Consider the following 25409-nt stretch of genomic DNA (forward strand, 5'->3'; position numbering starts at 1 on the left):
CCTGTTTTTTTTTGCTAGAAATCTCGCGTGAAAATATCGCTGTGCTCCAAAAGGCTCTCCACCGTGTCGAATCCAAGCCGGTGCAGCAGTTCGATGACAAAGGGATTGTCGATCGGCGTCGGGTACGTCGCCTCGTCCCCATAGCGGTAGACGTTCCTGCGTCCCTCCTCCGCCGGAATCAGTGCCTTCGGCCCGCCGACGCATCCGCCGACGCACCCCATGCCCTCGATGAAATTCGCCGTGATTTTTCCTTCCAGAACGTCGCCGAGCATTTTTTTGCAGCCCGGCACTCCGTCCGCCTGCGCGGCGCGCACCGTGATTTTCCGGTCGGGGTTCAGCCGCTTCACGGTCTTCTGAACCGCCTCGCTCACGCCGCCCGTGCTCGCGTAAATCCTACCCGCCCGGGAAGAGTGGTCGCGCTCGTCCTCCGGCATTTCCGCGGGGTCGATTCCGGCAAAATCGAAGATGTCCCGCATCTCCTGAAAAGTGAGAACATGGTCGGTCGAATCCGCCACATCCTTTTCGCGCGCCTCGGCCTTTTTGGCGAGGCACGGGCCGATAAAGACGGTCAGCGCCTGCGGATACAGCGCTTTGATCGACCGGCCGCAGGCGACCATGGGGGAAACGGACCCCGGAACATGCGGAATCAGCTCGTGATAGACCCGGCGGATCATCGCGATCCACATGGGGCAGCAGCAGCTGGTCAGCTGATAATCCTCTTCTTTCAGAATATTGCGGTCGAATTCCAGCGCCTCCTTGAGCGTCAGGATATCCGCAAACAGCGCGACCTCCACCATCCCGGCGAAACCGATGCGCTTAAAGGCCGTGCGAAGCTTGCCCGGCGTGACCCTGCCGCTGAACTGGTTGATAAACGCCGGGGCAATCATCGCGTAGACCGGCGCGCCGGAGTGATGAATTGCTTCCAGAGCGGGCAGAATATCGCGGCTTTCCGTCAGCTTATGCGCCTTGCAGGCTTCCACGCAATCCTCACACCCGACGCAAAGCTCTTTGTTTACCGTCAGGTTTCCCTTCTCGTCCCGGTACAGCGCATCGAACAGGCATTTTCCCGCACAGGCCGCGCGGTCGTTTTCCGAGCAGGCGCAGTCCCCGATGCGGATCACCGGCGGATGACGCTCCGGGTTCAGCAGGCAGTCCAGCTGGTGCGGATCGTATTTTTCCCGCCGAACCTGCTCCAGCTCCTCCGGCAGCCTGTCCTGAACGGAGGCCCTGACCAGCCTTTTGTACAACTCGTCAAATGTCATCGGAATCGCCCTCTTTCCTTGCTTCCCTGATATAATTCCCTTTTTGTTCGCTTTTAGCAGATATGCCGAAAATTCCTGCTTTGGTTCAGACCGATCCGGCCGGAAAAAGATTGTTACAACTTTGTTTATTGAAAAATATAAAGAATTAGAATACAATGAGAATTGTTATATTTTGGGAGAAATGCGGACTCGGTCCGAAGGGGGAATTCTATGGACATGATCAGCATCCGCGACATCCGGAAGGTGTATCATATCGGCACGGAAAAAGTCGTCGCGCTGGGCCGAATCAGTTTAAGCGTCGCGCAGGGGGAAATCTGCTGTATTCTGGGGACCTCCGGTTCCGGAAAATCCACGCTGCTGAACGTCATGGCCGGTCTGGAACGGCCGTCGCGCGGCAGCGTGATCATCGGCGGCACGGACGTTACCAAGTACTCTGAAAAGCAGTGGGCTCTGTTCCGCCAGAAAAACGTCGGCTTTATTTTTCAGTCCTACAATCTGCTGCCGACCATGACCGCCATTGAAAACGTCGCGCTGCCCCTCGCGTTCCGAGGGGTCGCAAAAGAGCTCAGAACCGGGAAGGCGGTCAAAATGCTTCGCGCGGTGCGGCTCGGGGACCGGCTGCTTCACCGGCCGACCCAGATGAGCGGCGGCCAACAGCAGCGCGTGGGCATCGCGCGCGCCTTTGTCGCAAGACCGAAGCTGATTTTCGCCGACGAGCCGACCGGGAATCTGGACAGCAAAACCGGGCAGGAGGTCATGGACCTGATGGTCGCGATGGCGCGGAAATACGGCGAGACCCTGATCATCGTGACGCACGACCCGGAAATTGCAAAATACGCCGAGCGCATCATCACCATCCACGACGGATGCAAGGTCTCGGACGAAAGCAATCCCGCAGCAGCGGGGAAAAAGGAGGAACCTGAATCATGAGAAAGAAAAAAGGAAGGGCGGCGGCGCTGCTGCTGTCTGCGGCGCTGTCGCTTTCGGCTGTGTTAGTGACACCGGCGCCGGCAGCCGCAAGCACAACCGCAGATAAGGTACCGGACCCGCGCGCCACTGCGACGGTGACGCCGGCGGAACCGGGAGTCGGGAGCCCGTTTGATGTGGACTTGAAATTTTCTCAAGACATCACAAAGTTCGACGATTTTAAGCAAAACGATAATAATCTTATCTGCGGTTATACTGTTAAAGCAGATGTTACTGAAGCTAGTGATTCTATTTCTGTCAGCCATTAAGGAATATACCGCAACCTCGGTTGGTCCTGACGACTCCGATGATAATGCTATATCCTATGATTTATATATACCCCAAAAATATCTAAAACGCACCGGAAGCGGCTATGGCGTTTTGAAACTTACCATTACATATTATAGTGCATATGATAAAGACGACAAAGTGATTGCTCAAGCAGACGGCCATGACTTGAAATTTACCGTCGAGTACTTGGTGTTTAACAAGCTGGATTCCAGCTCGGAAACGGAAAACGACGGGCGCCTGACGGTCAGCTCCTACAAGCTGGACCACACGCCGGTGAAGGAGGGCGAAAAATTCAGCCTCACCCTGACCGTGAAAAACTCGAGCAGCCTGGCCTGCACCCACGCGGTTTCCGTTCTGGACCTCTCCGGCGCGGAGGGCGTCAGCATCAGCGGCGAAACCGACACCAAAACGCTCGGGAACCTGAACGCCGGTGCGACGACGACCGTCACCTATCCGCTCAAGTGCCTTTCCAAAATGACGACCGGGAGCTACCCCGTGGCCGTCTCGCTTTCCGCAGACGACGTGACCGCGGCCTCCTCCAAAATCTATCTCCCGATCACGGGCACCAAGGCCGGAAAGGACGACACCGGCGAGGTCGGCGACAGCAAGCCGCAGCTGATCATCGAAAGCTACGACTTCGGCGGAAAGGCCGTCACCGGCGGGCAGGAATTCAACCTGGTCATGAACGTGCGCAACACCGGCTCCGTCCCCATCGACAACTGCAAAATGACCGTCGGCTCGGATACGGGGGATTCGGATTCCGACAAGTCAACGGCCGTCGGAAGCGTTTTTACGCCGTCCCAGTCCTCGAACACGTTCTTTATCCCCTCCCTCGGCTCGAACGCCAGCGTAAAAAAAGAAATCGCGCTGCTGCCGAAAGCCGACGCCGCCCCGAATTCCTACGGGGTGATCGTCAATTTCAGCTACGACGCGGTGGTCGACGGGAAACGGCAGACCCTGACCTCCGAGGAGACCATTACCATTCCGCTCGCGCAGCCCATCCGCTTTGAAGTCGGCGACCCCGTTCTGAGCAATCCGTTTTATATGGGCGAAGCCGGGCAGATCAGCATCGATTACGTCAACAAGGGGAAAAGCAAGGTCTACAACGTATCCGTCGAATTGAAAGGGAATTTCGACACGGAAGAAAGCAGCCAGTACATCGGCAATCTGGATTCCGGCGCAAGCGATTCCTTTCAGGCGAACCTGACGCCGCAGAAGGAAGGCTCTTTATCCGGAACGGCCACGTTCAGTTATGAGGACGCCTCCGGAAAGGTTCTGACGGTTGCCAAGGATTTTTCCTGCGACGTTCAGGCCGCGGAGGCGCCGACGATGGGCGGGGCGGACGGCCTCAACCCGGACGGCACGCCGGGGGCGAATCCGGAAAAAACCGGACCGGGCTGGAAACTGTGGGCCGGCATTGCGGCCAGCGCGGCAGTCGTCGCCGCGGGCATCGTATTTTTCCTGAAAAAGCGGAAAGCCAAAAAAATGCGTCTGCTGGAAGAAGCGGAAGATTACGACGACACGCCCGGCGGGGGAATATGACATGAAGTTCCGCGACATGATTGCAATGTCCCTTTCCAACCTGTTTCACCGCCGCGTCCGCACGGTGCTGACCGTCATGGGCGTCGTCATCGGCACCTGCGCCATCATCGTCATGCTTTCGCTCGGGTTCGGGATGCGGCAGAGCATGGAGGACATGATGAAAAGCATGGGCGACCTGACCGTCGTCACCGTTTACGGCGGCGGAGGTTCCAGGGGGTCCGGCAGTCTGGACGACAAAGCGCTGAAAAACATGCAGAAGCTTCCGAATGTGACCGCCATCACGCCGGTCTATTATCTGGACCCGTCCTGCGTAACCGTCAGCTGCCGGAAGTATCAGTTCAGCGCCATGGTCTACGGCGTCGCGATGGACACGCTGAAAACGTTCGGTTTTCAGGCGGAAAGCGGAAATCTGCCCGGCTCCGACTTTAAAAAGACGGACATTCTGTTCGGCAGCGAATCCGGATACGATTTTATGGACCCCAAACGGCAAAATGACGGCATGATGGACCGCACGCCGGACAAAAACGGAAACATGCCGAAACCGTTCGTGGATTTGGAAAAGGATAAATTCACGCTCAGCGTCAATCTTCCGGAGGATTCCACGGCGAGAAAAAAAGACGTCAAACTCAATGTGCTCGGCGTTCTGGCACAGGATTACAGCAAAAACCCGAACCCGAGCGACTGCATCTTTATGGATATTGACTACGCCAAGGAGCTCAAGGCAAAATACAACAAACTGAACAACGTGAAAAGCAGCGAGTCCCAGGATTCCTACAGCCAGATCGTCATCAAAATGGACTCCATTGAAGCCGTGCCGGACGCCGTGCAGCAGATTACGGACCTGGGGTACCAGTCCTACAGCATGGAAAGCCAGCGCGACGCAATGGAAAAACAGCTGCGCACCATTCAGATGATACTGGGCGGACTGGGAGCCATTTCCCTCTTGGTCGCGGCGCTCGGCATCACCAATACCATGGTCATGTCGATTTACGAACGCACGCGTGAAATCGGAATTATGAAAGTTCTGGGCTGCATCGTGTGGAATATCCGCGCCATGTTTCTGGTGGAAGCGGGAACCATCGGTTTTCTCGGCGGCGCGGCGGGAATCGGAATCAGCTATGGTATTTCGGCGCTTTTAAACTCTTTGGCGGCAAAAGCGGCAACGTCCGGGCAGGAGGGAGGTATTTTCGGCATGGGCGGCAATATTTCGATCATACCGCTCTGGCTGGTGTTCGCTTCCCTTGTTTTTTCCACAATGGTCGGCCTCATTTCGGGCATTCTGCCCGCGAACCGCGCAATGAAAATCAGCGCGCTGACCGCGATCAAGCAGGAATAAACGCAAAATAACCGAAAAGGCAGGAGCCCGCGCAAACTGCGCGGACTCCTGCCTTTTTTCACGCCTGCGGCAAGCTCATGTGACGGACGCCCGATAGATCGCGCGGACGGATTCGGAGAGCGTCAGGTCGAATTCTTTGTCCGACTGCCCCGCCGATAGCCCCTGCGCGAGCGCGCGCGAAAAGCTTGCGATCAGGCCGTGGTTGCGCGCCAGTTTTTCATCCGCTTCTTCCTGCGAATAACCGCCGGACAGCGCGACCACGCGAACCACATGCGGATCTTCCATCAAATCAAGGTAAAAGTCGTCCTTCGTCGGGATGGACAGCTTCAGCATCACGCGGGTATCCGGCGAAAGCCGGAAAAGCTGTTTCTTAATTTCATCCTTCAAAAGCTTCTCCGCTTCTTCTTTTTCCCCGCTGTGAATATCGACCTCCGGTTCGACAATCGGAACCAGGCCCGCCGCCGCGATCCGCCGCGCAAGGGTAAACTGCTGCTCCACCACGGCGCGGATTCCTTCTTTGTCCGCAAGCCAGATCACCGAGCGCATTTTTGTGCCGAATATGTTCTTTTGAACGGCTTTTTGCAGCAGCTGGTCCAGGCCGGGCATCGGCTTCATCAGTTGAACGCCGTTTTCCTTCTGCGCAAGTCCCTTGTCCACCTTCAAAAACGGTACGACCCCCTTGCTGTTCCAGAGGTAATCAGCGGTATAGGAACCGTCGATTTTGCGTTCCATCGTATTTTCAAACAGAATGGCTCCCAGAATATAGTCCGAACAAAACGCGGGGCTTTTGACGATCCGGGTCCTCATTTCATGCACCAGACGAAACATTTCCTCATCGTTCGAATACGCGTCCGCCCCGATGCCGTAAGCCAGAAGCGCCTTCGGCGTGCTTCCGCCGCTCTGGTCCAGCGCGGCGATAAAACCCTTTCCGTGTTCCATGCGTTCCATTTGTTCCTGATTCATAAAAATGCCTCCATTCCTTGGTTCGGTCAGGGGCTCAATATCAAATTGGCCCGCCGGTAAAAAACGGTAGTCGGATGATTGAAACATTTTCCAGCATCATTATATTCTTTTTCCATTCCAATTTCAATAACTTTTCCTGTTTTTGCCGCAAAGGAGCCGCATTTTACGCGCCTTTTTCCTTTTTGGAGTTTTTCCTGCCTTTTGGCGCCGCCTTATCCTTGTTCTGGTCCAGGCTGGCTTTCAGCGCCTCCATCAGATCGATGACATTGCCGCCCTCCTTTTCCTCTTTGGCGGCGACGATCTCCTGCCCGCCGATCTTTTTTTCGATCAGCTCCTTCAGCTTGACCTGATATTCGTCGTGATACTCCGACGGCTGAAAGGGCGTGTCCATGGTATCGATCAGGGCCTGCGCCATTTTCAGCTCCTGCTCCGCCACCTGAGGGCGATTGTAGCTTTTCGGCAGCGCTTTGACCTCATCCTCATAAAACATGGTTGAAATCAGCATCCCGTCCTCCCGCGGGATCATTGCCATCAGCGTGTCCCGCGTACCGAAAACAGCTTTTCCAATCGCGATTTTCTGCTCGTCCATCAGCGCCCGGCGAAGCAGCTCGAACGCCTTTTCGCCGCCCGGCTGCGGGATAATCTGATAGGTTTTATCGTAATAAACGGGAGAAATCTGGTTCAGCTGTGCAAAGTGAAGAATCTGAATCGACTTTTCCTTTTCCGTCTTGATTTTTTCGATCTCCTCGTCCGTCACGACCACATAGTGGTCCTTGTCGTACTCGTAGCCCTTGACAATGTCCCCCGGCCCGATCTCCTTTCCGCAGTGCGCACAGGTTTTTTTGTATCGGATGCGGGAATTGTCCTCCTTATGCAGCTGGTTAAAATGAATATCGTTGTCCTGCGTCGCCGTATACATGGCAATCGGGATGGCAACAAGGCCGAAGGAAATCACGGATTTATGAGCAACCGCCATAAAAATATCGCCTCTGTTCGAGTTTTTCTTTAGTATGGCTCAAACAGAGGCTGATTATTTCATTTTTTGCTTGCCGTCGGGTCCCCCCGATTACTGTGCCATCGCGGAGCATTCGTTCGCGCAGCTTTTGCACTCGTCGGCGCATTTGACGCAGTGGTCGTCTTTAAACATGGCGCAATCCGCCGAGCATTTGTTGCAGACCGTCGCGCAAAGATTGCAGAAAGCCTTCGCGTACTGCGCGTCGAAAGACATAAAGCAGGCGGCGTCCCTGCAGTACCTGGCACATTCAATCAGCGTCGCGATGCAGTTTTTCCTCGCCTGCACGTCCGGTTCGTTCAGGCACAGCTTGAGACACTCTTCGCAGGCCTGCGCGCACCGGTTGCACTGGTCGATACATTTCTGATACTTGTCGGTCGCAGTCGATACGATTCCCATAAAAACACCTCTTTTCCGTTATGATATATTTGATCAATGCCCCGGCGGAAACCCTAATCTTTTTCCATCAGCTGGAGCATTTCATCCATGTTGGCGGGCTGAGCGGAAAAATCCCCGCGCAGCATTTTAACCGCGAATTTTTCATTGCTGATTTCTTCCGGCGTTCTGATTCCAAACCGCCTGATGACGGGCAGCGGAGGGCACCATCCCATAAGCGCGTGCATGAGAAGGAAAAAGCCCGCGCAACCTGTCAATGCGAAACAGGCGCAGTTCTTCTTCTGATAACCGCCGATCGACGCCATCAGCACAATGGAGGCCGCATGAGCCTCCAGAAACCGCTCGGTGTTCCACTCTTCCTCCAGTTTGCGGATTCTGGCGGTAAAGGCGGGCTCGCCGCACCCCTGAATCGCGTTCAGACCGTCGACGGTCTGCGCCCGGATCTCCTGATTGACCTGACTTGCGGTATGGTAAGCCACTCTTTTCGCGGTCGGCGGGAAAATACATTTTTTCATATTCCCAAATTCCTTTCTAAACGATTTTCGGGGAATCGTCGCTCTCATTCTCTCTGAAGACGGATAAATTCCCCTGGCTGTCCAGCTCTGCCAGCAATACATCCTTTTCCTCCGGGAAACCCGCGGAGGCAAGCTGGTCCATGAGCCAGCCGCGGTCCAGCTTTGCATAGACGAGATTTTCCTGAATCACCTTTCCATCGACGAGCAGGGGCAGCGAAAGTCCTTCATAGGGAGTTGAAATCCGGATGTCCTTCGGTTTGACGGGCCTTTCCTGCGATTTTGGAATGACAGACAGATTTCCGTTCGGCTCAATGATGGCAAACTCCACATCGGACAGTTTGGAGTATCCCTTCAGCCTCAACAGCGAAAGCAGAAACGGAACATTCATCTGATTCTTCTTCAGCTCGCTTTTGATCAGGGAGCCATTTGCGACCACAATGCTCGGTTTGGAATCCACATTGTAGAATTTATCTTTGAGGGATAATTTTCCGATCAGCAGTGTCGCGACGGCCAGCGTCACGACCCCGATTGCGGCATTTGAGGCGATTTTATAAACCAAAGGCTCCGCCGCCACCGTCGACAGCAAAAGAATGCCAGAAAGCTCGTACCCGGTCATCTGCGCGATGGACTTTTTCCCGATGATCCGAATGCCGAGCCAGGTAACCAAAAGCTGAAGGACGCAGCGAATCACATAAACCAAAGTACTCATGGGCGCTCCTTATGGCAGGGGGACAGGTTTCGTACAGTTGTCAAGCAGGGACTTAATGTTTCTTGAATAGAGGTCTGTCTCATAGGCTTTTCTGCTGAGAACGGCGGCCTTCAAATTTTCAACATCGCGATTCAGGGTTGAAAAACTCTGATCCGCGTTGTTAAACTGAACATAGTATTCCGCCCCGTTCCAGAAGTTCTCAAAACGGTTCAAGGCGTCGGCGGCGGACTGCCAGTCCTCCCCCTGCGCGGATTTGGAAACGGTGTCTAAAACTTCGGCGTACCGGCTGCCTGTGAAGCGCAGATTTAAAATCGTGAAATACAAGAGGAAGATGGTAAGGACTCCCCAAAAGAGAATCCGGGTAATGGCTTTGTTGCTCATGAAAATCCCCCCTACTCAATTCCATGCTGCCCCGGCTGTTCTTTCTCTTTCATACCTTTCGAAACATACAGACTTCCGGAAGAATCCAGAGCGGCGAAAAATACTTCTCCCAAATTGCTGATTCCCTGTTTTTTCAATTCCTCGTACAGCCATTCCTTCGTAAGATTGGTTGCTTCGAGATTTTCACTCAGCAGGACTCCGTCGATCACGATGTCTCTGGTCAGCCCCTTTTCGGGCGGATGCAGCTGCAGTTGTGACGGGGTCACCGGCTTTTTTCCGCTCTTTAACTGAACCGACAGCTTCCCGTCATTCTCCAGCACGGCGTTATTTACGTCCGCGATATTGAACGCATTCTTTTCCCTGAGCAAAGAGGTAAGATCATTCAGCGTGATTCTTGACTTTTTCAGATTCGGCTCAACAATTTGGCCGTTCTCAATCAGCACCAGTGGTTCGGAATTAACCGCTTTCCTGAATTTCATGCTCTTTGTATGCAGATAGCCTGTCAGAATCGTCAGCCCTGCGAGGGTAAACATCATGACGATGGCCGTGCCAATGGAGTCGTTTCCGGTCAGGCCGATTTCAGTTGTTACGGAGCCCAGCGTAATTCCAACGCAGAAATCAAAAAAGGTCATCTGTGAAATAGCTTTTTTCCCCATCAGCCTTGTGACCAACATCAAAAGCAAAAAAGCCGCGACTGAGCGGAGAAACGCTTCAAGAATTCCGATCACGTTGAAACATCCTTTAAATGATTTGGCGGTCCACTTTTCTATTTTCCTGCTTTGAACGGAATTTATACATCGTCATGCCGGCTTCGAATGATTTTCAGACATTGAAAAAGGGGCGTCTTCCCCGAAAAGAAGACGCCCCTTTTGTTCTTTAGATTTCTTTTATCTCCGTTTCGAAATACTCCTGTAAAAGAGATCGAACCTCTGTCGCGTTCCGGCAACGGTCCGCTTTTTCGGCGAGCTCACGGCAGCTTCCGGTATCCAGCCTGCTCAGAATATATTTTGTCTGCGCCAGCGAACCGGCGGCCATGCTGAGTTCGGAAAGCCCAAGCCCGACGAGGAGAGGAACGGCAAGCGGATCCCCCGCCATTGCTCCGCACATTCCCATTGGAATTCCTGCAGAGGACGCTGCGTCGGCAGTCAAGCGGATCAGCCGTATGACGGCCGGGTCGAAATAATCGTAGAGATATGAAACCTTTTCGTTGCCGCGGTCGACGGCGAGGGTATACTGAACCAGGTCGTTCGTCCCAACGCTGAAAAAATCAGCCTCTTTGGCAAGCGCTGAGGCCATCAGAGCGGCGGACGGTATTTCCACCATCATTCCGATCCGGATGGATTCATCGAACGGCTCGCCCTTCCCCCGAAGCTGCTCCTTTGCTTCTTCCACCATGGTTTTGGCTGCGGCCAGCTCCTGCATGCCGGAAATCATCGGGAACATGACTGCCAGTCTGCCGAAGGCGGAAGCCCGTAAAATCGCCCTGAGCTGAGTCAGAAAGATTTCTTTCCGATCCAGACAATAGCGGATCGCACGATACCCCAGAAACGGATTGGTTTCTTTTTCGATCCCCAGATATTTGATCTCCTTATCTCCGCCGACATCCAGGGTTCGGACGATCACTTCCTTGGAGCCGAAGCATTCCGCCACTTTTCTGTATACTTCAAACTGCGCGTTTTCATCCGGAAGCGATTTTGTGGAAAGGTACACCTGCTCCGTGCGAAAGAGCCCGACGGCTTCCGCTCCCTTTTTCAGCGAATCCTCCGCGTCGGCCGCAGAGCCTATATTGGCGGCGGCGATGATTCTCGCTCCGTCTTTCGTCTGCGCGTTCCGAGACGCGAATCTGCCAAACAGCTCCGCTTTCCGGTGTTCTTCTTCCATTTTCGCAAGATACACTTTCCTGGTCTCAGGCTCAGGGGAAGCAACGCATACGCCCCGATTTCCGTCGAGAATAAGAGTTTCGCCGTCCGCCACTTCCTCCATGATTTCCGGCACGCCCACAACCGCCGGAATACCCAATGATCTTGCGAACACCGATGTATGAGAGGTTTTCCCTCCTTGCCGCGTGGCAAAAGCGAGGATCATTTCCCGGTTGAGCTGAACCGTATCGGATGGAGACAAGTCGTCCGCAATCAGAATCACGGGATGATCGATTTTAGACAGGCCGGAAGATTGCACTCCTGAAAGATAATTCAGAAGCCGTGTGCCGGCGTCTCGGACATCCGTGGCGCGCTCCTGCATATAGCGGTTGCTCATTCCCTCAAAAACGGCGGCGTACCGGTCCGTGACCTCGCGAACCGCCTTTTCCGCCGAATACTGCCTGCCAAGGATCAGCTTTTTCATTTCCGGGCAATACGCGGGGTCCGCCAGAAACGTTTTCTGGCCCTTGATGACCGCGGCGTCTCCGCTTCCGAGCGTCTCGGAAGCGCGCGCGATCAGGCGATCGATTTCCTGTCCGGCCTGTTCGACGGCACGATCCAGGCGTTTGACTTCCGCCTCCGTTTGCTCCTTTGATACGGTCCTGTTCGTGTCGGGTTCCGGCTCGCGCCGGTAAACAAAAGCGATTCCGCTGCGGATTCCGTCGGAGACACCGATTCCCTGATAAATTTTCTCAGCCATTTCATCACTCTCCGGTTAGCTTTATTCCCCGAAATTCGTGCGGAACAGTTCTTCCACAACCTCCATCGCTTCAAGCTCGTCGTTTCCGTTTATATCAACCCGGACGGTCTGGCCGTCGTTGAGGCCAAGGCTCATCAGCCCCAAAAGGCTTTTGGCGTCCGCTTCCGTCCCGTCCTCCTTCTTCATCTTGACCTCGCTCTCAAACGGGGTCATCTTTTCCACCATCACCTGCGCGGGTCTGAGGTGAAATCCATACTGACTGTTAATCGTGAACTCTTTGCTCAGCATTGTATCCTCAATCCTTCCATATGGCGTTTTTCGGGTTTCATTGATACGGAAACCGGGAACATGAATCTTTCCCTGTGATCTGTCTGTATCTTTCCGCTATTCCCAGTACAAGTTTACCGCTTTTCTCCAGTCCCGTAAACCGTTGAACGGTATTTTCTATTCCGTTTTCCCTGATGCTTTTCTGAATTTCAACCGCCTTGGGGTCGTCTGCAAAATCGTAGGCAAAGCCGGACGCGATGGCGTAAAGAATCCCGCCGCATTCGACTCCGTGCTTTTCACACATCAGCAGCGGAGAAACCAGCCTGTCGTTGTTTGAAAGCTTCCGGACCGGGTCCCGGCCGACCCGGGTCAGTTCGTCCTTCAGATACGGGTTTTGGAACCTCGCGATCAGCTTTTCCGAATACTGCTTCAGATCGCTTTCTCCCATGCTGTATTCCAGGTGAAGAGCCCGCGCGGCCTCCGAGTGAAATTCCCGCGCGGCCGTCAGGATCTCGGGGTCCCGGATCGCCTCGTGTACAAACCGATACTGTTTTCGGTAGCCCGCGTAGGAAATCAGCGCATGGGCCCCGTTGAGCAGGAATATCTTGCGCTTTAAATACGGAGCAAGGTTTTCCACATAATTGACGCCCCGGATCTGGCTGTTGACCTTTACTTTTGCGCTTTCAACATCCCATTCGTAAAAATCTTCGACGGAGACGTCGATTGGAGATTCCTTTTGAACCGACGCGTTTGGAACGATCCTGTCGACCGCACAGTTCGGAAAGCCGACCTTTTTCCTCAGATAGTTCTGAAAGTCCTCCGCCGCGCCCTCCTCAACGGATTCCCTGAGAAGATCCGTGGCAAACAAGGCGTTTTCGCAGGCGATCACGTCCAGGGGCTGCTCCGGGTTCCGGCTCCGGCGTTCCTGGAGAGCGTCCCGAAGGACCTTGCCGGTGTCTTTCAAATGGTTCGCGCCGATCGACAGCGTAATCAGGTCGGCGTCTTCCACGGCTTTTTTCAGTCCGGAGTCATCCTGCAGGACAACCGCCCGGATTCCGCCGACGGTTTCCTCCCTTTTTTCGCCTCCGAGCGAAACGACCTTGTATGTGCCCAGACGGTTGAGATTGCCGACCAGTTCCGCAGAAATATCGACAAAGGTGAGGTCATACCCCGATTTGGAAAGAAGATAACCGATAAAACCCCTGCCGATATTGCCCGCGCCGAAGTGGACCGCTTTCATCACATGACACCTTCTTCTATGATGGAAAGAATCTCCCGCGCCGTTTCGGCAAACCGAAGCCGCTCCACGTTCCCCTTATCCTGAACGGTCAGCGCAATTTTGGTCAGGATCTCAAGATGTTCGTCGCCTTTGCCCGCGATTCCAATGACGATATAGGCCGTGTTTCCTTTGCCGAAATCCACGCCGTCCGGATACTGTACGATCACAAGACCCGTTTCCATAATCTCGTTTTTATATTCGTTGACTCCGTGTGGAATCGCAATTCCGTTGCCGATGTAGGTGGTAAACTTTTCTTCCCGTTCTTTCATTCCGTCAAGATACTTCGGGGTGACATAGCCGCTGTTAACCAGCATGCCGCCCACCCGTTCGATGGCTTCCCATTTAGTCTCCGGTTTTTGTTTTAAGATAATGTTCTGCGTGGTCAGAATCTCTTTTGCCATGCGTTTATCCCCTTTCTTCCTTTGTTTCCAGAAGCAAATTTTCAAATATCTTACGCAATTCTCCCAGACTGCTTTTTCGCAGCCTTTCGGGAAAATCCTTATTTTCAATCAGAGAAATGCTGATGTCGCCCATCTTTTCCAGCACGACGGAGCTTTCGCTGCTCCGTGCCAGCATCAGCAGATAAGTATCAACCGGTTCCTGAACAAACCCGACCCCATCCATCATGATTTCACCCTGCAGTCTGTAAACGCCGACAAACGGGGAAAAGACCGAGTCGGACCGAATATGCAGAAGGGAAACGCGGGTGCCGGGAATCACGACGCTGCCGATCTTTTCCCGCTTCAAAATCAAAGCGCTGATTTCATGCCAATCCGCGACGGTTCCCCGTTCGGCCAGTTCGGCGGTAATCCTTCCGACGACCGCTTCAAACGGTTCCGCCGGAACGGTTTGAACGCATAAGCCCTCAATCATGCGGTGAATCATCGCAAGATCATCCGCTTTGGCCGGGATCGTCCGGACAGCAGGCGCCTGTTTTCTGATCCCGCCGGAAGCACGCTTGCGTATCATCGCCACGCGGCTGTTTATCCTTGCGATATCGTCGTCGCTCAGGAACGGCGAGACAACAAGCATGTTTTCGCGTCCGGTTTTCGCGTCCAGCTCCACCGTGGAAAGAATCAGATCATATTGCTCGCAGTTGCTTTCCGACCAGTCTTTTAATGAGGCGAGATCGATGCGTTCGATATTCCTGACGACGCTTTGCACCTTGTTGAGCAGAATACGGGAAGCAAACAGGCCGTTCGGGCAAATGATCAGCACGGAAACACTTTTGTTCCGGTCTTCCTTGGCTTCCAGCGCAGCGCCGATATTCATCGTAATAAATCCGATCTCATCCTGTGACAGGCGGATATTGTATTTGGAAAAAACCAGCTTACAGGCAATTTCAACCGTCTGAAACAGAGTGCCGTAATGTTCCCGCACCTGGTCGAGCAGGGAATTTTTCACCTGAATCCCCATATTGATCCGGTAAATCGCCAGATTAAAATAGTGCGACAGGCCGGCGATCACCTGGCTGTCTTCGGCGAGGTCGATTCCCAGTCCTTTCCGGACCTCATACAGGACTTCCTCCGCAAGTTTACTGACGGTCACGTCCAGGTCCCTGAATTTCTGATCCGTGTCATACAGACAGCCTGACGGAAGATGGATGGAAATATACGCAATCTCGCTTTCCACCGCCGGAATCTCCCGCTCTAGCAAAAGCTGTTTCAGCTTTTCGTCGAAATGGAAGCTGTTCGCGGAAACCGCTTCCCGGATGAATTCATCCGGCAGGGAAATCGGGTGCCCGGCAACGATCTTCTGAATGGAAATCATCGTGTGAAACAGAAGGGTCAGATAGGGCACGTCGTCGTTTGATTCTTCCGGAATCAGGGCCATGACTTCCTTTGATATTTTCAGAATCCGGTCCCCGAACAAAAGCCTGAAAAACGAATGGAGAACCGGGTCTTTCTTTGTTTCGTAAATATAAGGCAAAAGCTCTTCGACCGGCTTGTATTCATAAATTAGTGTTACCAGCGCATTGCGTCTGTTCCATTCGGAACCTTCTATCCGGATTCCATATCTTCTTTTCCTGCTCAAGGTAAGATTTTTCCCCTTAAGCCACTGTTCAATACTGTCCATATAAAGGCTGACGGTCGCCTCGGCAACATTCAGCTGAAAGCTGAAAAACGTGGATTTATACGGTTCATCCGCCAGCAGCAGCTGCGCCGTGATAAACAGGATTCTCTGTTTCGGCGTCAGCAAAAGGCGCTTGGGAACATTCCCGAGCATTTGCCTGAGCGTCTCTTTCTGTTCTTCCCCGCCGGCAGCGAGAACCAGCGCGGCGTTTTTTACAGAAATTTTGATTTGCTTATCTTTCAGCGCACGGTTTATGGAAGAAATTTCCCGAAACACCGTCCGCTGGCTAACCTCCATCTGTTTCGCAAGCGCTTCAACCTCCAGCCTGTCTGACTCCAGCAGCAGGCCGAGAATAAACTTTTGTCTGGTTGAAAGTTCTTCCGTATTTCATCACTTCCCTGTTTTATCGTAACGGCCGGATCTGCGGCCCGAAAGAAAAGAAAGGGGGCTCCGACACGGGTGCTTTGTGCCGGGCCCCGATTGGTTTGCAGTTAAGATTTCGACTGGCTCCGTCCCTTCAAAGCGGAAATGTACTGGTCATAAGCCGCGCTGTCCAGGAAATTGTTCACCGTGATAATCTGCGCGTTCGGAACGACTCCTCTTGCCCGTTCGGCAAGGCTTTCCTGCGTAAACACGACTTTGGCATCCGCCGGAATTTCGCTCACGGGCGCGTGATGCACCGCAATATCCAGGCCTGCGTCTTTCAGTTTCTTTTTCAGGATTGTTTCTCCCATGGCGGAAGAGCCCATCCCTGCGTCGCAGGCAAAAATGATCAGGCTCGGAATTTCACCGGAAACGATCTGCCCCGCGGGCCGGGCGGCGGCGCTTTGCTTGCTTTCCGCTTTCATGTTCCCGACTGCCGCCTGCGCCTGCGCAAAGGAACCGTCGTCCTTTTCGCCGGCGCCGGAGCGTTTGACAATCGCCGCTGACACCAGGAACGACACCACCGCCCCGGTTGTAATACCCGCAAGAACCGGCAGAAGGCCGCCTTTCGGGCACATGGCGATTTCCGCGATGATGCTGCCGGGGGAAGGAGAAGCGACTAGGCCCGCCCCGGTAATCACGAACACAAAGTCCGCGGACATACCGCCCAGAATAACGGAAATCAAAAGAAGAGGATTCATCAGAATATAGGGAAAATAAATCTCATGAATTCCGCCGAAGAAGTGAATGATCACGGCGCCCGGCGCGGAGCTTTTCGCATTGCCCTTGCCGAACATCCAGTAGGCGAGAAGCACGCCGAGTCCCGGTCCGGGATCGGTCTCAAGCAGGAAGAAGATGGATTTTCCGAACTCCTTCACCTGAGAAATACCAACCGGGTCAAAAATGCCATGGTTAATCGCGTTGTTCAGGAACAGAATCTTACCGGGTTCAACCAGTACCGCAATCAGCGGCAAAAGCTTTACCGATGTAATCCACTGGGCGGCGTTTCCGAGTGCCGTTGTCATGCCGCCGACGGCCGGACCGATTGCGAGGAAACCAAGAACGGAAATCAAAGCGCCAAGGATGCCGGCTGAAAAAGTACTGACCAGCATCTCAAATCCCGCCTTTACCTTGCCTTCTACCACCCCGTCAAATTTTTTGATTAAGTATGCGCCAAGCGGGCCCATAATCATGGCGCCCAGGAACATGGTCACCGAAGAACCGATAATCACGCCCATGGTGGCGATTGCGCCGACGACCGCGCCGCGCTTGCCGTAAACCATGTTACCGCCCGTATAACCGATCAAAAGCGGCAGCAGATACGTAATCATCGGGCTGACCAGCTTGTTCAGCGATTCGTTCGGAATCCAGCCCGTAGGAATAAACAGAGCCGTTAAAAGCCCCCATGCGATGAATGCGCCGATATTCGGCATAACCATGCCGGCAAGGAATCCGCCGAACTTCTGAATTCCCGCCTTTGTCCCCATTTTCTTATCGGAGACCTCTGCGTTTTTTGCATCAACCACTAAAACTCCTCCTTCACTCCATCATATTTTGTAAATAATAACAGTCTGTAGTTTTAATATAACATCGCATATATTTTTATACAAGAACATTTACTTTAAACCTGTCGGCACAATTCTATGACAAAATTGACAATAACCAACTTAGTATGGCTGCAAATTAAATCATTATGCCGAAGGAACCGGCAATCAAAGGACTTTATGCAAAAGTTTCCGCGGCAGCGAGGATTTTTTCAGGAACAATTTCACTTGAAAATGTTAATCTGGTATTGTATGATATGTTTTGGCTTTCAAAAGAAAACACAGCGCCAGAACTCGTATTGCGCGAGTTGACGAGGACAAGGAGAATCGAAAATTCGGCGGATGCCTTGCGGTACGGTACTACCGGAAATGTTGAAAAAAACAAAAAGCGATTTTTGAACAAATTCAACAGGGTACCTTGAAAGCCTGAATTCATTTATGAAAGGCAGGCAAAAAACATGTGCGGAATTGTTGGTTACATCGGCGATCAGGAAGCGCAGCCCGTTTTACTGAACGGTCTGTGCAGACTGGAATACCGCGGGTATGACTCCGCAGGAATCGCGGTGCTGAATCACAAAGGGGAAATGGGGCTTGCGAAAAGCAAGGGGCGGCTTGCAAACCTCGAGGAAAAACTGAAGGCCGCCGCTCTGTCCGGCACCACCGGCATCGGCCACACACGCTGGGCGACACACGGGGAGCCTTCGGAGACGAACTGCCACCCCCACACAAACGCAAAAAAGACCATCAGCGTGATTCACAACGGAATCATTGAAAATTATCTGCACCTGAGAGAATTTCTGATTTCAAAGGGGTATCGCTTTTATTCCGAAACGGATACGGAAGTGATCCCGAACCTGATCGACTACTATTACAAAAACGATCTGCTGGAGGCTGTTACAAAAGCGGTTTCCAAGCTGGAGGGCAGTTACGCGCTGGGCATCATGTCCGTTTACGAGCCGGATAAGCTGATCGCGGTCCGCAAGGACAGCCCGCTTGTCATCGGCATCGGCAAGAATGAAAACTTTATCGCTTCGGACGTTCCCGCCGTTCTGAATTACACCAGGGACTTTATTTATCTGGAGGATAAGGAGTTCGCCGTGATCCGGAAGGATGCGGTCGAGGTTTACACGCTGGAAGGCGAAAGAACGGAAAAGCCGGTCAAACACGTTACCTGGAACGCCGACGCGGCGGAAAAAGGCGGCTACGAACATTTCATGCTGAAAGAAATCTGCGAACAGCCGGGTGCCATCAAGGCAACCATGACATCCCGGATTCTGCCCGGCCAGCCCGTCAAGCTGGACGATATCGCGTTCACGGAAAAGGAAATCAAAGAGATTGAGAAGATTTATATCGTAGCCTGCGGCACCGCCTATCACGCGGGGGTCGTCGGGAAATACGTCATTGAAAAAATGGCGAGGATTCCGGTGGAAGTCGACATCGCATCCGAATTCCGCTACCGTGACCCGCTTTTGAACGACAAGACTCTTTTGATCGCGGTCAGCCAGTCCGGCGAAACGGCGGATACCCTTGCGGCCATGCGCGAAGCGAAAAGCAAGGGGGTCAAGGTTATGGCCATCACCAACGTGGTCGGCAGTTCCATCGCACGAGAGGCCGACAACGTTCTTTACACCTGGGCGGGACCTGAAATCGCCGTCGCCTCAACCAAGGCCTACACGACCCAGCTGATTACCATGTATATTCTGGGGCTGTATTTTGCTCAGCACAGAGGAACCATGACGAACGAAGAGATCGAGGCTGTGAAAAACGACATGCTGACTCTGCCCGAGAAAGCGGAGAAAACACTGGGTCACAGGGAGACGCTTCAGAAGTTCGCGTCCAATAATTACATGCATAAAAACATGTTCTTCCTCGGCAGGGGCATCGATTACGCCGTCGCCATGGAAGGGGCTCTGAAGGTCAAGGAAATTTCCTATATCCACTCGGAAGCCTATGCCGGAGGAGAATTGAAGCACGGCACCATCGCGCTGATTGAAGAAGGAACGGTCGTTATTGCGCTCGCCACACAGAGCAGGCTGTATGACAAAATGATCAGCAATATCCGCGAGGTTACCACCAGAGGCGCAAAGGTTCTCGGTCTGGCGGTTGAGGGAAACAACAGCATCGAAAAGGTGGCGGAAGCCGCTTTGTATGTCCCCCCTGTTCAGGACATCCTGATTCCTGTGCTCGCGGTGATTCCCCTGCAGCTTTTGGCCTATTACACCGCCGTTCAAAAGGGCTGCGACGTGGATAAACCGCGGAATCTGGCAAAATCCGTTACCGTCGAGTAATTTTAAGCTTTTTCATATGTGCTATCAGCGTACAAAAAGGCGCTTTTAATCATTTGAAAGCGCCTTTCCTTTTTGGGGGAATTGGTCCTGAAAAAAATTCCGGACCCCCAAAAAATATTCTTGCAGCCGAATTAATTGATATATAGAGCATTTTTGGGGGATAATTTCATGATGTACAGCGTTGTCCTAAGAATAAAAATTCAGGAAGACCGTTGGATCCGGATCGGAAGCAGCCACGATATCCTATGGGACGTGCGCGATCTGATTGAAGCCTCCAGCGGATGGACTGTTTTAAATCAGGATGACATCGGGCCCGCAAATTCCTTTCTATCATTGCTGGAAAGAGGAATTTGGGAACTGTCGAAATCGACGGATGCCTATCGGGATTATGAGGTCATGTACGGACTTGGAACCATCAAAGACACTTTAGCCTTTTACCGCGGTCTGCTCGAGGACTGCAAAGAACATCCCTACGCCGAACTGTACGGAAAAATCATCGCCTGAGCAAAACGGCAAATGCATCGTCACGGCCCGGAGCCGGCATTGCGATTAAAACGCTTTGCCGCCGCCCGGGCTCTTTTTTCGGTAAAATATCTTTCGTAATCAAGGGGCGCATAAATTAAATCGGAAAGCAGAAATTATACAGACAGGTTCTCCGAAAATAAACAACATCAGGTAATATGAAAAACATAAAATTGATTTTCAACCCAAGCTCAGGAAAGAATAAAAAATCCCCCGTGCAGTTAACGGATATTCTGACCCAGCTTCAGTCATCCGGCTTCACGGCGGAACCTTTTTTGATTGAACCCGACAGCGATCTTTCCCATATCGTCAGGGAATCTCTCTTGAAGGGAATCGACCTGTTTCTGGTGTGCGGCGGCGACGGAACCGTGTCCTCCGCGGTCAGAGCGCTGTATGGCACCAATTCCACCATCGGTATCATCCCGGCCGGAACCCAGAATAACATCGCATTCAGTCTTGGAATCCCCCTGGACATTCCGTCTGCCGTTTCCGTGCTTTCCGCCGGCCTGCGAACCAGGGCGGATGTGGGAATGGTCACCTGCGGCGGAATCCGCACTCCGTTTTTGGAGGTCTGCTCCATCGGTCTGCTGTCAAGCCTCTTCTCATCGGCGGATCAAATTCAGCACGGCAATCTGGTCCCGGTCACTGATTTTCTGCTTCAGTTTGTCAAAAACAAACCGTGCGAATTTGAGATTCGGCTGGATGACAGATTCCAGATTACCGGCGACGGTTACGCCCTTGTCGCGGCAAACATGCCCTATATTTTCCACCGCTACAGGGTTGGGGAGGAGCGCTCCTATCAGGATGGATTTTTAAATCTTTATCTTGTCGCGGAGATGTCCAAGCTGGACCTTGTGGGATGCGCGGTCAAAAGCAATCCCACGGAGGACCCCAGAATCCACAGGTTCCGCGCCAAAAGAATTGAAATCAAAACCCGCCCTGAGATGCCGGTCATGGCGGACGGTATCGACCTGGGAAAAGGCCCCGCCCTCGTTGAAATGAAAAATGCGTCCGTTCATATTTTAACAGCCCTGCCCGACGACCCGAAACGAAGGCCCGTCCTATGAAGCATACGCTTTCTTCCAAGCCGGACGGCGCCTCGGTCAATCGGCGCAAGCGGACCGACCCGGCCGTATGGCTTTTTCTGATTCTGATCACTTTTACCGCCGCCGCGGCCATCTGCCCGGTTTCCGTATGGTCTCTGCTCTGGCAGGCGGTCAAAGCAAGGCTTTTCCTTTCGGGGATGCTGCTCCTGTTTTGCCTGACCGCGCTCTCTCTGATCTGGAAAAAATTTCAGCGCATCGATGAAAGGATTTTCGAACTATTTAATTTTCAAGGGCAGCGGCCGCGGTGGCTTGACCGTCTCATGCTTGCGTTTACCCAGCTTGGCAACGGACTCTTTGCGGCCGCAGCGGCCCTTTTGTTTTATCTTCTGGGGCGCAGGCTGCTGGGTTATGAACTGATTCTTGGAAATTTGGCCCTGTGGCTTGTGGTGGAACTGATCAAAATGGCCGTCGACAGATCGAGGCCCTATCAAACAATCCAAAAGATCCGGATCGTCGGGGTCAGAGAAAAAGGGGCGTCTTTTCCCAGCGGGCACACCAGTCAGGCATTCTTTATGGCGGCCCTCCTTTCCCACTATTTTAATCTGGGGACCGGACAGGTACGCCTGCTGTATCTGGTCGCGCTGTGCGTCGGCATGACCCGAATGTATGTCGGCATGCATTATCCGCGTGATGTTATCGGCGGAGCGATTCTCGGCACCTGCTGGGGATTGCTGGGAATCACCGTCAACCAATATATTCTCAGTCTGCCGTTCTCGGCTTTATGGAAAATTTTTGGTCAAGGCTTATAAATGAGGCCGGACTCAAAATAATAAAATCAGCAGCGAAGCAGAGAAAGGAGAAAAACATGAAGGCAAAGCCGGACGACCGCAGCGACAATGTGGAACGCATCCAGGAAAATATCAATCATACGATCGAGAACATGCGCAAGGCGGACGAGATGATGGAAGAAACCCCGGACAAGGGAACGAGAGAAACTCTTCGTGAGAAAAACGACCGCCGTGCAAAAGCCCTGGAGGGGCTGCGCAGCGAAATCCGCGACGAAGCAAAAGCGCGCGGAAAAGGATAACGCAAACCCTCCGTTTTTTCCGGGCGGGCAACCTTTTTGAGGTCAGCGAACAGGGCGCCATATTGCTTCCCTGACGGTAACATGATATAGTTAGTCATGTTCGTTATCATTTCAGGCTTTGGTGAAGTATCATGAAAAAATTGGTCATTGGAATACTAGCCCATGTTGACGCCGGAAAAACCACTTTGACGGAAGCAATGCTCTATCGCGGCGGGGCCCTGAAAAAACTGGGCCGCGTGGATCATCAGGATTCGTTTCTGGATTCGGACGTTTTGGAGCGGGAACGGGGAATCACCATTTTTTCCAAACAGGCGGTTCTGCCGCTGGAACATGCGGAGATCACGCTGCTGGACACCCCCGGCCATGTGGATTTTTCCAGTGAAACGGAGCGAACGCTGCAAGTGCTTGATTACGCGGTTCTGGTCGTCAGCGGGACCGACGGCGTCCAGGGCCACACCCTGACGCTTTGGAAGCTCCTGAAGCGGCATCGGATTCCGGTTTTTTTGTTTATCAACAAGATGGATCTGCCCGGAACCGACCGAAACACCCTGACCGAGGACCTGAAGCGAAAACTGGACGACCGCTGTGTGGACTTCTGCGAAACGGCGGAGTCTGTTTATGAAAATGCGGCTCTGTGCGACGAAAGCCTTCTGACCCGTTACCTGGAACAGGGAACCGTGCCGGACGAAGAGATTGCCGCTCTGGCGGCGCGGCGGAAAATCTTCCCCTGTTTTTTCGGATCCGCGCTGAAGCTGGGCGGTGTAGACGGCTTTTTAGACGGCCTGGAACGATATACCGCAGCTCACGAGTACCCTGCCGAATTCGGCGCGAAGGTCTATAAGATTTCACGCGATGCGCAGGGCGCAAGGCTGACCTTTCTCAAGGTCACCGGCGGAAGCCTGAAAGTAAAAACATTGCTGACAAACCGGCGCGGCGGCGTTCCGGACGAGAAAGCATGGGAAGAAAAGGTCGACCAGATCCGCATCTATTCCGGCGAAAAGTATCGTACGCCGGGCGAGATTCCGGCCGGCACCGTATGTGCCGTGACCGGGCTGAGCCGCACCCGCCCCGGGCAGGGGCTGGGGTTTGAGTCAGCCTCCGAAGCGCCTGTGCTGGGGCCTGTGCTAACCTATCAGGTCCTTCTGCCGGAGGGAACCGACCCGCACGGCGCACTGCTGAAGCTGAGTCAGCTTGCGGAGGAAGACCCCCAGCTGCACATTGTCTGGAACGAGCATCTTCGCGAAATTCATCTTCAGCTGATGGGCGAAGTGCAGTTGGAAATTTTAAAGCGGCTGATTCTGAAGCGATTCGGCATGAAAGTGGAGTTCGGGCAGGGCAGCATTGTTTACCGGGAGACCATCGCGGCGCCTGTAGAGGGCGTGGGCCACTTCGAACCGCTGCGTCATTACGCGGAGGTTCATCTGCTGATGGAGCCCGGGGAAAGAGGCAGCGGACTTCAATTCGGCGCCGCCTGCAGCGAAGAGGTTCTAAGCCGAAACTGGCAGCGGCTGATTCTGACTCATCTGGAGGAACGGACGCATCCCGGCGTGCTGACCGGCTCCCCCATCACGGATATGAAAATCACTTTGGTAGCGGGACGGGCGCACCTCAAGCATACCGAAGGCGGCGATTTCAGGCAGGCGACCTACCGGGCGGTCCGTCAGGGACTGATGACCGCCGAATCCATCCTGCTGGAACCATGGTACGAGTTCCGCCTGGAAATTCCGGCGGAATTCGTCGGGCGGGCCATGTCGGATCTTCAGCGCAGATCCGGCGCTGTGTCCCAGCCGGAGCATTTTGGGGAAAATGCCGTTTTGACCGGCACCGCGCCGGTTCAGACAATGAGGGACTACGCCCTGGAGATTACCTCCTACACCAGGGGCCGGGGCAGGCTCGTTTGCTCGCTGAAAGGCTATGAACCCTGCCATAACCAGGACGAAGCGGTTGCCGCCATCGGTTACGACAGCGAACGGGACACGGAAAATCCGGCGGATTCGGTTTTCTGTTCCCACGGAGCGGGCTACGTGGTCAAATGGGATCAGGTTCGCAGGCATATGCATGTAAACAGCGGAATCATCCCGGCGGCGCGGGACGGGGATGCGGTAACCGAACCGCACGCCGCCCCGCGCCCGTCCGCTGCCGCCGGCTCTCTGGAACAGGACGAAGAGCTGAAATCCATTTTTGAGCGGACCTACGGCCCGGTGGAACGCAGAAAATTCACACGCCCGAAGAAGCCGGACCCGCCGGCGCGTGAATTCTCGGTTCAGCCCCGTTACTCCGGGCCGGAGTACCTGCTGGTGGACGGCTATAACATCATCTTCGCCTGGGACGAGCTGAAAAAGGCGGCGCGGGAAGATCTGGACACGGCGCGAAAACTCCTGTCGGACATTCTCAGCAACTATCAGGGGTTTAAAAAATGCGCCGTCATTCTGGTTTTCGACGCATACAAGGTTCCCCACGGCGCCGGAGAAATATTCCGCTACCACAATATCAGCGTGGTTTTTACCAAAGAGGCCGAAACAGCGGACGCATACATTGAAAAAGTAACCAATGAAATCGGGAAAACCCACCGGGTCACGGTCGCCACTTCCGACGCGGCCGAGCAGCTGATCATTTTGGGTCACGGGGCCCTGCGCCTTTCCGCCGACAGCTTCCGGGCGGAAGTGGAACGGGCCGAAGGCGAGATCGCGTCTATTCTTTCGAAAAGCCGCATGAAAAACAGATGTCCACCCTTTCACCGCGCCGTTGTGAAAGAACCGGAAAGTTCTTTTGATGCGGTGGAAAAGGATTCGGCTGTCCCCGGTTCCGAAGGCATGACCAGCCGATAAACACATCGCAAAAGCCCCCGAAATCAATTTCGGGGGCTTTTCTGTCTTATCGGAACAATA

General features: G+C 53.6%; 25 protein-coding genes. 11 read left to right on the forward strand and 14 right to left on the reverse strand.

Annotated elements, in window-relative coordinates; translation table 11 throughout:
- Positions 1–14 precede the first annotated feature (14 nt).
- Positions 15–1262: a [Fe-Fe] hydrogenase large subunit C-terminal domain-containing protein gene (locus HCR03_RS07520; RefSeq protein WP_187037436.1), complete on the reverse strand. Its 1248-nt coding sequence runs from the start codon at positions 1260–1262 to the stop codon at positions 15–17.
- Positions 1263–1472: 210 nt separating this feature from the next.
- Here HCR03_RS07520 and HCR03_RS07525 point away from each other — a divergent pair, with 210 nt between their 5' ends.
- The 4 genes from HCR03_RS07525 (at position 1473) to HCR03_RS07540 (ending at position 5397) form a co-directional block, all read left to right on the forward strand.
- On the forward strand, positions 1473–2192 hold the full coding sequence (locus HCR03_RS07525) for an ABC transporter ATP-binding protein (protein WP_187037438.1): 720 nt from the start codon (positions 1473–1475) through the stop codon (positions 2190–2192).
- On the forward strand, positions 2189–2497 hold the full coding sequence (locus HCR03_RS07530) for a hypothetical protein (protein ID WP_187037441.1): 309 nt from the start codon (positions 2189–2191) through the stop codon (positions 2495–2497). The genes HCR03_RS07525 and HCR03_RS07530 overlap by 4 nt, the downstream gene beginning before the upstream one ends.
- Before the next feature lie 160 nt (positions 2498–2657).
- Positions 2658–4061 (forward strand): COG1361 S-layer family protein, encoded by a 1404-nt coding sequence (locus HCR03_RS07535; RefSeq protein WP_187037443.1) that lies wholly within the window; start codon positions 2658–2660, stop codon positions 4059–4061.
- A gap of 1 nt (position 4062) precedes the next feature.
- On the forward strand, positions 4063–5397 hold the full coding sequence (locus HCR03_RS07540) for an ABC transporter permease (RefSeq protein ID WP_187037445.1): 1335 nt from the start codon (positions 4063–4065) through the stop codon (positions 5395–5397).
- Positions 5398–5472: 75 nt separating this feature from the next.
- On the opposite strand, the gene HCR03_RS07545 is transcribed toward HCR03_RS07540, so the two are convergent.
- The 13 genes from HCR03_RS07545 to HCR03_RS07605 form a co-directional block, all read right to left on the reverse strand.
- A complete protein-coding gene (locus HCR03_RS07545) occupies positions 5473–6360 on the reverse strand; it encodes a fructose bisphosphate aldolase (RefSeq protein ID WP_187037447.1) in 888 nt (295 codons plus the stop codon).
- 163 nt (positions 6361–6523) lie between these two features.
- Entirely contained in the window at positions 6524–7336 is an 813-nt protein-coding gene (gene ku, locus HCR03_RS07550; protein ID WP_066649308.1) for a non-homologous end joining protein Ku, read from the reverse strand.
- Positions 7337–7426: 90 nt separating this feature from the next.
- Entirely contained in the window at positions 7427–7771 is a 345-nt protein-coding gene (locus tag HCR03_RS07555) for a four-helix bundle copper-binding protein (RefSeq protein WP_066649311.1), read from the reverse strand.
- Positions 7772–7824: 53 nt separating this feature from the next.
- Positions 7825–8283 (reverse strand): YgaP family membrane protein, encoded by a 459-nt coding sequence (locus HCR03_RS07560; protein ID WP_066649315.1) that lies wholly within the window; start codon positions 8281–8283, stop codon positions 7825–7827.
- A 16-nt stretch (positions 8284–8299) separates the two neighbouring features.
- Positions 8300–8992, reverse strand: coding sequence for a DUF421 domain-containing protein (locus HCR03_RS07565; protein ID WP_066649317.1), 693 nt, complete (start codon positions 8990–8992; stop codon positions 8300–8302).
- Positions 8993–9001: 9 nt separating this feature from the next.
- Positions 9002–9373 carry a DUF4363 family protein gene (locus HCR03_RS07570; protein ID WP_156989770.1) on the reverse strand — a complete coding sequence of 124 codons (372 nt, stop codon included), beginning with the start codon at positions 9371–9373 and terminating at the stop codon, positions 9002–9004.
- Positions 9374–9384: 11 nt separating this feature from the next.
- A complete protein-coding gene (locus HCR03_RS07575) occupies positions 9385–10101 on the reverse strand; it encodes a DUF421 domain-containing protein (protein ID WP_187037449.1) in 717 nt (238 codons plus the stop codon).
- A 148-nt stretch (positions 10102–10249) separates the two neighbouring features.
- The gene (gene ptsP, locus HCR03_RS07580; RefSeq protein ID WP_187037451.1) at positions 10250–11992 is read right to left on the reverse strand and encodes a phosphoenolpyruvate--protein phosphotransferase; all 1743 of its coding nucleotides are present in this window, start codon (positions 11990–11992) and stop codon (positions 10250–10252) included.
- A 21-nt stretch (positions 11993–12013) separates the two neighbouring features.
- Positions 12014–12280 (reverse strand): HPr family phosphocarrier protein, encoded by a 267-nt coding sequence (locus HCR03_RS07585; RefSeq protein ID WP_066649323.1) that lies wholly within the window; start codon positions 12278–12280, stop codon positions 12014–12016.
- 37 nt (positions 12281–12317) lie between these two features.
- Entirely contained in the window at positions 12318–13499 is a 1182-nt protein-coding gene (locus HCR03_RS07590) for a mannitol-1-phosphate 5-dehydrogenase (RefSeq protein WP_156989766.1), read from the reverse strand.
- Positions 13499–13939 carry a PTS sugar transporter subunit IIA gene (locus HCR03_RS07595; RefSeq protein WP_066649329.1) on the reverse strand — a complete coding sequence of 147 codons (441 nt, stop codon included), beginning with the start codon at positions 13937–13939 and terminating at the stop codon, positions 13499–13501. Before HCR03_RS07595 ends, HCR03_RS07590 begins: the two co-directional genes overlap by 1 nt.
- Before the next feature lie 4 nt (positions 13940–13943).
- The gene (locus HCR03_RS07600; RefSeq protein WP_228725186.1) at positions 13944–15965 is read right to left on the reverse strand and encodes a BglG family transcription antiterminator; all 2022 of its coding nucleotides are present in this window, start codon (positions 15963–15965) and stop codon (positions 13944–13946) included.
- 137 nt (positions 15966–16102) lie between these two features.
- A complete protein-coding gene (locus HCR03_RS07605) occupies positions 16103–17521 on the reverse strand; it encodes a PTS mannitol transporter subunit IICB (RefSeq protein WP_066649649.1) in 1419 nt (472 codons plus the stop codon).
- A gap of 206 nt (positions 17522–17727) precedes the next feature.
- Here HCR03_RS07605 and HCR03_RS07610 point away from each other — a divergent pair, with 206 nt between their 5' ends.
- From HCR03_RS07610 to HCR03_RS07640, 7 genes are all read left to right on the forward strand, one after another.
- A complete protein-coding gene (locus HCR03_RS07610; RefSeq protein WP_156989765.1) occupies positions 17728–18000 on the forward strand; it encodes a hypothetical protein in 273 nt (90 codons plus the stop codon).
- 36 nt (positions 18001–18036) lie between these two features.
- Positions 18037–19866 (forward strand): glutamine--fructose-6-phosphate transaminase (isomerizing), encoded by a 1830-nt coding sequence (gene glmS, locus HCR03_RS07615; protein ID WP_066649344.1) that lies wholly within the window; start codon positions 18037–18039, stop codon positions 19864–19866.
- 168 nt (positions 19867–20034) lie between these two features.
- Positions 20035–20370 carry a hypothetical protein gene (locus HCR03_RS07620; RefSeq protein WP_156989764.1) on the forward strand — a complete coding sequence of 112 codons (336 nt, stop codon included), beginning with the start codon at positions 20035–20037 and terminating at the stop codon, positions 20368–20370.
- A 176-nt stretch (positions 20371–20546) separates the two neighbouring features.
- Positions 20547–21455, forward strand: a complete 909-nt coding sequence (locus HCR03_RS07625; protein ID WP_156989763.1) for a diacylglycerol/lipid kinase family protein — start codon at positions 20547–20549, stop codon at positions 21453–21455.
- A complete protein-coding gene (locus tag HCR03_RS07630) occupies positions 21452–22243 on the forward strand; it encodes a phosphatase PAP2 family protein (RefSeq protein ID WP_187037457.1) in 792 nt (263 codons plus the stop codon). Before HCR03_RS07625 ends, HCR03_RS07630 begins: the two co-directional genes overlap by 4 nt.
- A 56-nt stretch (positions 22244–22299) precedes the next feature.
- Positions 22300–22521, forward strand: coding sequence for a small acid-soluble spore protein Tlp (tlp, locus tag HCR03_RS07635; protein ID WP_066649360.1), 222 nt, complete (start codon positions 22300–22302; stop codon positions 22519–22521).
- A 131-nt stretch (positions 22522–22652) separates the two neighbouring features.
- Positions 22653–25349 carry a translation factor GTPase family protein gene (locus tag HCR03_RS07640; protein WP_187037459.1) on the forward strand — a complete coding sequence of 899 codons (2697 nt, stop codon included), beginning with the start codon at positions 22653–22655 and terminating at the stop codon, positions 25347–25349.
- Positions 25350–25409 lie beyond the last annotated feature (60 nt).

Source organism: Caproicibacter fermentans (assembly GCF_014303955.1).
GTDB classification, from domain to species: Bacteria; Bacillota; Clostridia; order Oscillospirales; family Acutalibacteraceae; genus Caproicibacter; species Caproicibacter fermentans.